The sequence below is a fragment of the Epilithonimonas bovis DSM 19482 genome (assembly GCF_900108115.1).
GTDB lineage: Bacteria > Bacteroidota > Bacteroidia > Flavobacteriales > Weeksellaceae > Epilithonimonas > Epilithonimonas bovis.
On the sequence record NZ_FTPU01000038.1, the window covers coordinates 21,769 to 28,743 of the forward strand.

The window sequence follows — 6,975 nt, forward strand, 5'->3', positions numbered from 1 at the left end:
TCTCGAAGCATCTCTACACGGCTGTCATGCTGAGGCTCTCGAAGCATCACGCGGTATCTTTGTCATGCTGTAAGCATCTCTACAATTACATTTGAGATTCCTACGGAATGACAAATACGATGTAGGTTTACGTGCTGTTGTAAGAGTTTTTCATATTTTATTTGTTAGTTGTGTGTCATGGCGAGGAGGAGGTACGACGACGAAGCCATCCCTACACTACTGTCATGCTGAGGTTCTCGAAGCATCATTTAACTATTCTTTGTCATGCTGAGGCTCTCGAAGCATCTCGTCATCACTGCTGTCATGCTGAGGCTCTCGAAGCATCTCGTCACTCACACACCGTACTTTATAAATTGTACTTTTTACTTTTTACTTTTTACTTTCTACATTGTACATCATACTTTGCACTTTTTTCGGGACTGCGGTGGGGGAAGCGGTGCAGGGGTATTTGCAGGCTTTCCCGCCAGGGCAATCCACCAGATTAATAATGATATGAATGAAAATGTTTGGTCTTACCGTGAGGTGGTGTAATAACCCGTGGGTGGCGTGCGTGCTAAGGCTTCTGATAGGCCTCAGGTGTTATAAAAGATCAGCCCTGCGGTGTTTGGGGTCTGGCGGCCTGCTGCATGGTGTGATAAAGATCCCGGGGGTATGAAATAATATTTGCCATATTGGGGAAAAGCCACTATTTTTAAGGTGCGAATTTAAAATGGTGTGGTGCACTCCCCCAGCCTTGGCTGTTGGATCTCTATGGTAGGCTTTCTGGTTCATGGGCCAGCCTTGGCACTTGGGCGGTCTGCTGCGCAACAGAGGCCGGTGCAGGGCTGAAGTTTTTTTTGCGGAATAAGCGCAGGGCTTAGACCGGTGGTTTTTTGACAAGGCGGTAGATTAGGGTCGTTCTCATACTATTTGTTGTTATGGAACGATGATCACAAACGAGAAGTCCTATATAAAAACCAGATAGGACGCCCTCGTACTTTGTTCATGGTTCCGCCAGAAACCCACCTTAGTCTAAGACTTAAGGCTGCCCCAAAGAAAACGAGGAACGCCCTACTGGAATAATTGCGAAGTTACAAAATACCAGTATAAGGCGAACACTCGTCAACTCGTGGCAATCTGGCGGATTTAGAACGAGTGACATCGTTATGTAAGCAATTAATTAACTGCTCTTTATCGCATATATCTTAATTACAAATATATAAAGTTTTACGTTAAACGCAAAACTTTTATCAAAAAAAATTATTAATTATGAAAATAAATCGATTAGATGAAGAATTTACTAGCAGGAAAGTCAAGAATCGAGTGATTGCAAAATACTTTGGCAAAAGTGAATCAACTATTTCACTATGGCGCAATAACAAAAGACAACCATCATTACCAGAGCTAAGAGAAATTGCAAAACTTCTTAGAATTGACATCAAAGATTTACTTGAGCCAACCGACTGGAAAAAGGAAAAATCTCCTACTTATGAAGAATTTTCAGATAAACTGAAATAAGAATCTATAAAAAACTCTCAAATTTTTTGAGAGTTTTTTATAGATTACGGAAAACCGTAATTGAGATTGAGGAGAAGTAGTTATATTTGGGAGTTAGCTGTAAGGCTATAAACAAAAACCATCCCAATGATAACCCTTGAAAATGACAGATAAAAAAATTCAAAATTACATCACAATTGATGGTTCTACGAAAGTGTTAGAATTAGAAGAAAGTAAATCAAAAATTGATAGTGAATTAGTTGATTTTTTCAGAGACGAAGAAAATATTCCCCTAAACAATTTGGCTAAATATTATTTAAATGAAAATCTAAATTTTCTCTGTGGTTCTGGTACATCTGTTGCAATTGGTGGAAAAACAATTAATAAAGGAGAAAATCCATTTGAAACAATATTGTCAGAACTTAAAGGCATTACACCCGAAAAACCTCACATACTACAACTTATAAAATTTTTAGAAAGTGATATACTTTTAGAAAAAAAATTTGACAAAATAAACCAAGAATATCTTTATAATCTTAATATTAAAGAGGATGTTGCGTCTGCTGTAGAAATAAAGAACTATTTGGACAAAGCCTTAAAAATATTCGTAGAGAAATATGTTCCATTTCCAATTGATTACGTTGAAAAAAATCTAGGAATACATGAATTATTTATAAACAAAATAATTAGTAGAAAAGAAAACCTAAATAGACCAAAAATATTTACACCAAATTACGATTTAGCATTCGAGAATGCTTGTGAAAAGATTGGAGTAAATTACAATAATGGATTTAGAGGAGTTCATATGAGAAAATTTGACCCTGACACTTTTCACAATGAAACATACATAAAACAAGACTCAGCTGAAAAAGGAAAAAGAATAACAACATATTTAAATATCTATAAACTTCATGGTAGTGTATCATGGCAGTATGCTGAAAGTTTAAATGATTTATATAACATTAAAGAAATTCAAATTTCAGATTCTGAAAAAAAAGATGATTTTTCTTTTGAGAGTTTAATGATTTATCCAATTCAAACTAAAAAATCATATTCTCTTGATTTGCCTTACAGTGAATTATTTAGAAACTTTTCAAAAAGTTTATCTGAAACTCAAAATACACTTGTTGTTATTGGATATTCTTTTTTAGACGAACATATTAACGATATAATAAGAACTGGTTTATATAATCCAAACCTAACAATAATTATTCATAATTACGGACTAATTAATGAAAACTCACCACTATTTTTGCAAACTTTAAAAGATCGTGCAGTAAGTGATAAAAGGATTATAATATTTGAAGGTGCTTTGGTTGGTGACTTTACTAATTATGTGAAATTTTTAATTCCATTAAATTCTTACCTACCTCCAAAAGATACTATAATTGACACCTTAAAAAGTTTAGCAAAGTAACTATGGCATTTAAGATAGGTGAAGTTTACAGAATTTCAAATAGATATTTGGAAATAATTCATAATAAAGACATTTTTTCTAAACCAGTTTCCTCTGGAAATGGACTACATATTATTGGTATGTTAAACAGTTATGTTTCCATTCCTTTATATAATTCACAATGTGCAATTGGTGTTATATTTGAGCAATTTGAAGCTTCAAAAGAGAGGGAGATACTTTTCGATCCAAAAAATGAAACAATAATTTCAAAAATTAGACTTATTGGAACTTATAATCCAATATCCAATAAATTCAAAAGAGGCATTGACTATTTTCCAACCTTAGACAGCGAAGTTCTAACTGTAGAAGAAAAAGAACTAGGAGCAATTTATAATTCTACAATTAGGCCAAATGAACCTTCTCTAGAACTTGGTAATGACATTTACTTTAATGATCTCAAAATATTCGCAGATCCGAATATACTTTTCGGAAAGCATCTCGCTGTTTTTGGTAATACAGGAAGTGGAAAATCGTGTACTGTAACATCTATATTACAAGGTGTCTACTTGGAAAAAAACAGGTTAAATAATACAAAATCAAAGGCATTAAAAACTATTATAATAGATTCTAACGAAGAATATTCTGAAATTTTTAACGACAGCGACAATATCAAACCAGATTGGCTATTATTAAAGGACTTTTCAGATTTAGAGTTATCACATAAAGACTTAAGTTTTTATGAACTTACTCAATTACTAAAAGAAGAATCTCCTAATGTTATTCCTTATCTAAAATCAGCAGTAAAGAAATTAAAAAAAACAGAAAATGTTGACGAAAAAATATATTATGAGTTTTCGGAATTACAAATTGAAATTGAAAATGCAGTTCCATTAGATAATAGAGGCAATAGAGATAATTTCACAATTGGTTTTCTTAAACACATCATTATGAGAATTAACCATTTTTGTTCTGATCAAAGATTCAACGCAGTGTTTAATAAAACAGGAAACACAATTGAAGATTTTTTAAACTCTGATAAAGAACAAGTTTTAATTTTATCACTAAAAGTAGCTAATGATATTTTAGCCTTATTTGTTTATATGATTAGTAAGAGCATTTTCAATTATAAAACAAAATATGCAAATCGAGAAAAAGATAATATTTTACTGGTTTTAGAAGAAGCTCATAGATATATTTCTACAGATTCAACAGACCAGATGAACAATTATTATATAGAAAAATTAGCAAGAGAAGGACGTAAATTTGGTGTTAATTTAATGGTTTCAACTCAAAGACCTAGCGAAGTTTCTCATACAGTAATTTCTCAATGTAATTCACTTATTGTACATAAAATAACAAATAATCGAGATTTAGATTTCATTCGGAATACAATTGAATATGATGATAAATCTCAAATAGATTTATTAACAAGTTTAAAACAACAACAAGCATTAGTTTTAGGTGAAGCATTTGCATTTTCTTCATTAATTAAAATTGCAGAAGCAAAACCATTACCTCATAGTGAAACCCCAAGAATATTCAAAAAGGAATAACAAGCACTTCTGCTAATAACCAGGTTTTAGCTGCGCTCCGTTCGGCGGAGCCTGGGGTCGCTGGGCTTGGAAATCCAACAATGAAAACCCGGGTAAAATAAAAAAGAAACCAAGCATAAAATCCTAACGAGAGTTGGGATTTTTTTGTTTTTATGGTTTCCCGTAAAGAAGTATTGTGGGGATTGGGTATATTTGGGGGTTAGCTGTAATAAAAACACCAATATCATGATTAGTAATTCATTTTTATTTGAGATTAAAACAACTATAGATAAAAATAAAAGATTCAGTAATAATGACTTTCTTACAATAACAGAAAATCATAATTTAAAAATTGTTTATTTATATGATGATAAATATTTTTTTGATATTAAAATTCCTATAGAGACATCAAAACTCTCAAGAACGATAAATGAAACTCAAACGATTGGTTTTACATCAACACGGAAAGAAATAGAATATTATGAATATGAGTTTTCAGGTAAAGTTTGCCCTGGAAGTATTGTTAATGAAGAACGAATAACATTTGAAGGTAAATCAAAATTAATTCAACATTTAAGTGAATGGTTAAGTAACCTTTGGCAGGAACTTACTATTAAACCAGAATTAAGAAGACTGAACGAAATTGAAGAGGAAATAAAGAATATAAACGAAAAATTCACAAATATTTCTGAAGAAAATTTCACTAAAGAAGAAGCTAATATATTAATTGATAAGCTTAACAAACTTGAAGAACAGTTTAAAGAAAAATTGGAAGCTGAAATTCAAGATAAAGCTATATTGAAAGCTACATTAGCAGAATTACATTTAGAAATTGAAAAATTAAAAGGACAAAGTAAAATACTTAATAAAAAAAACTGGTTCAAGTCATTTGGTGGAAAGATGTTTAATTGGATTTCTAAAGAAGAAAACCGTAAATTTCTAAAAGATACGGGTGAATTTATCAAACCCCTATTACCAGATTCTATAGACAAAATAATTTAAATATTTACTGCAGCTAATACCCATGATTCCCCTGCTGGCACGGGCATCTTGCCCGTGTCAGGATCCACCAATTTGTATACATTGTTTCATAGGCTTCTCACCAACAGTGAAATTGGCTATTTAAAATACCTGTACATAATATTCGGGTTTTAGCTTTGCTCCGTTCGGCAGAGCCCCGGGTCGTTGGGCATAGAAGACGAAGAATAAAAAGCCTATTGAAAGGAAGAAATCGGAGCTTGTAAATGCTGACGATGTTGGGATTTTTTTGTTTCGCATTTTGTATATATTAGAAATGTGCGTAGCAGTTTGTAAATGTTTACAAACGTTTATAAATAATATAATATTTTGATATACAATGTTTTATATTAATATTTATATTGTTGTTATTAGGAGATAATTGCGTATATTTGACTATTATCTGCAATTTCATAAAAAGAATACGTTTCAAATGAATGAAGAAATACATATTGGACAAAGAGCAAACATTAATGTTAAATATACTCCGAGTGGAAATGTAATTGTTTATGAAGATCATAGAACAATTCTAAATGTCTTATATATTAAAAAATTAAATAAAGAAATTGCATTTCCAGTTAATATCATTCTGTTTGATAATCATGATGATTTTTGTAAACCTAACACATTGACGTTAGAAATTATTAATAAATTTAATGAAAATGAACCTTCAATAAGAGACTTTTGGACTTTTACAGAATTTGACATTAGAACTTTAGATGATGATTGGATTAAAGTAGGAATGGAATTGGGCTTAATTGGAAATGTATTCTTATTTAATGCAACTGAAACTTCATTAGGTTTCCTAACAACTTATGAAACTGTAAAATTTGGAACAAAAAAACTATATAATTTGGGGTTCATATGGGATGCCATTTCAAACAGAGGATGTTTAAATGATATAATAAAAGAAGATGAATTTGGAGAATTTTGGGATGATTTCGGTTGGATAAATCAACAAGGTCAATTCTATTTTGAACCAAAAAATAAATTCATCGTTGATTTTGACTTAGATTGTTTTTCAACAGAAGTATTAGACAAAAGAATTGCAATTCCTAGTGAAATTTTAGATGAAAAACTAAAAAAGAAATATCGCAGAGATAACCATTCTTATTATAGTAGTCAAGAATTTATAAATGAGTTGCTTAATCAATCTGAATTCACTACAATATGCTTTGAAAATCAATTTTGTGGTGGTTTTTCACAATCTTTCAAAATTTTTAATATGTATATCCGTTTTTAATCATACTGCTGTAATATTAGCAATAATGAGCCTTTCGAATAGTTTGTCTCCGAAATATCTTCGATTTAGTTTGTAAATAAATTCGTTGAGATACAATTGAAGATATTTTCTTTTGATTTTATGATAATTTCCCAATAGATTTCTTTTAGCATTGCTGATGGTGATGTGAACCCATTTTAAGGTTTCGTTGGTAGTTTCTTTATCAGATTTTTCGGTGATATGAAGTTCAACAAAATCTGAAATATCAACGTATGATGTGCTTTTATCCGTGAAAACAATGCTTTGATTATCAATCGATTCTTTTATGGTTT

Annotated in this window: 7 protein-coding genes; 6 read left to right on the plus strand and 1 reads right to left on the minus strand. The window is 31.1% G+C overall.

Annotated features, from left to right (window positions below; translation table 11 throughout):
- Positions 1–264: 264 nt before the first annotated feature.
- The 6 genes from B0B05_RS16475 (at position 265) to B0B05_RS13440 (ending at position 6,664) form a co-directional block, all read left to right on the plus strand.
- On the plus strand, positions 265–531 hold the full coding sequence (locus B0B05_RS16475; protein WP_143746035.1) for a hypothetical protein: 267 nt from the start codon (positions 265–267) through the stop codon (positions 529–531).
- Positions 532–1,248: 717 nt separating this feature from the next.
- Complete coding sequence (locus tag B0B05_RS13420; protein WP_076784131.1) at positions 1,249–1,497, plus strand: helix-turn-helix transcriptional regulator; 249 nt, start codon at positions 1,249–1,251, stop codon at positions 1,495–1,497.
- Between the two features lie 142 nt (positions 1,498–1,639).
- On the plus strand, positions 1,640–2,893 hold the full coding sequence (locus tag B0B05_RS13425; RefSeq protein WP_076784132.1) for an SIR2 family protein: 1,254 nt from the start codon (positions 1,640–1,642) through the stop codon (positions 2,891–2,893).
- A 2-nt stretch (positions 2,894–2,895) separates the two neighbouring features.
- A complete protein-coding gene (locus B0B05_RS13430) occupies positions 2,896–4,425 on the plus strand; it encodes an ATP-binding protein (RefSeq protein ID WP_076784133.1) in 1,530 nt (509 codons plus the stop codon).
- A gap of 225 nt (positions 4,426–4,650) precedes the next feature.
- Positions 4,651–5,406, plus strand: a complete 756-nt coding sequence (locus tag B0B05_RS13435; protein ID WP_076784134.1) for a hypothetical protein — start codon at positions 4,651–4,653, stop codon at positions 5,404–5,406.
- A 448-nt stretch (positions 5,407–5,854) separates the two neighbouring features.
- Positions 5,855–6,664 carry a hypothetical protein gene (locus B0B05_RS13440; protein ID WP_076784135.1) on the plus strand — a complete coding sequence of 270 codons (810 nt, stop codon included), beginning with the start codon at positions 5,855–5,857 and terminating at the stop codon, positions 6,662–6,664.
- On the opposite strand, the gene B0B05_RS13445 is transcribed toward B0B05_RS13440, so the two are convergent.
- The coding region (locus B0B05_RS13445; protein ID WP_143746027.1) for an IS1595 family transposase at positions 6,665–6,975 on the minus strand (311 nt) is incomplete at its 5' end.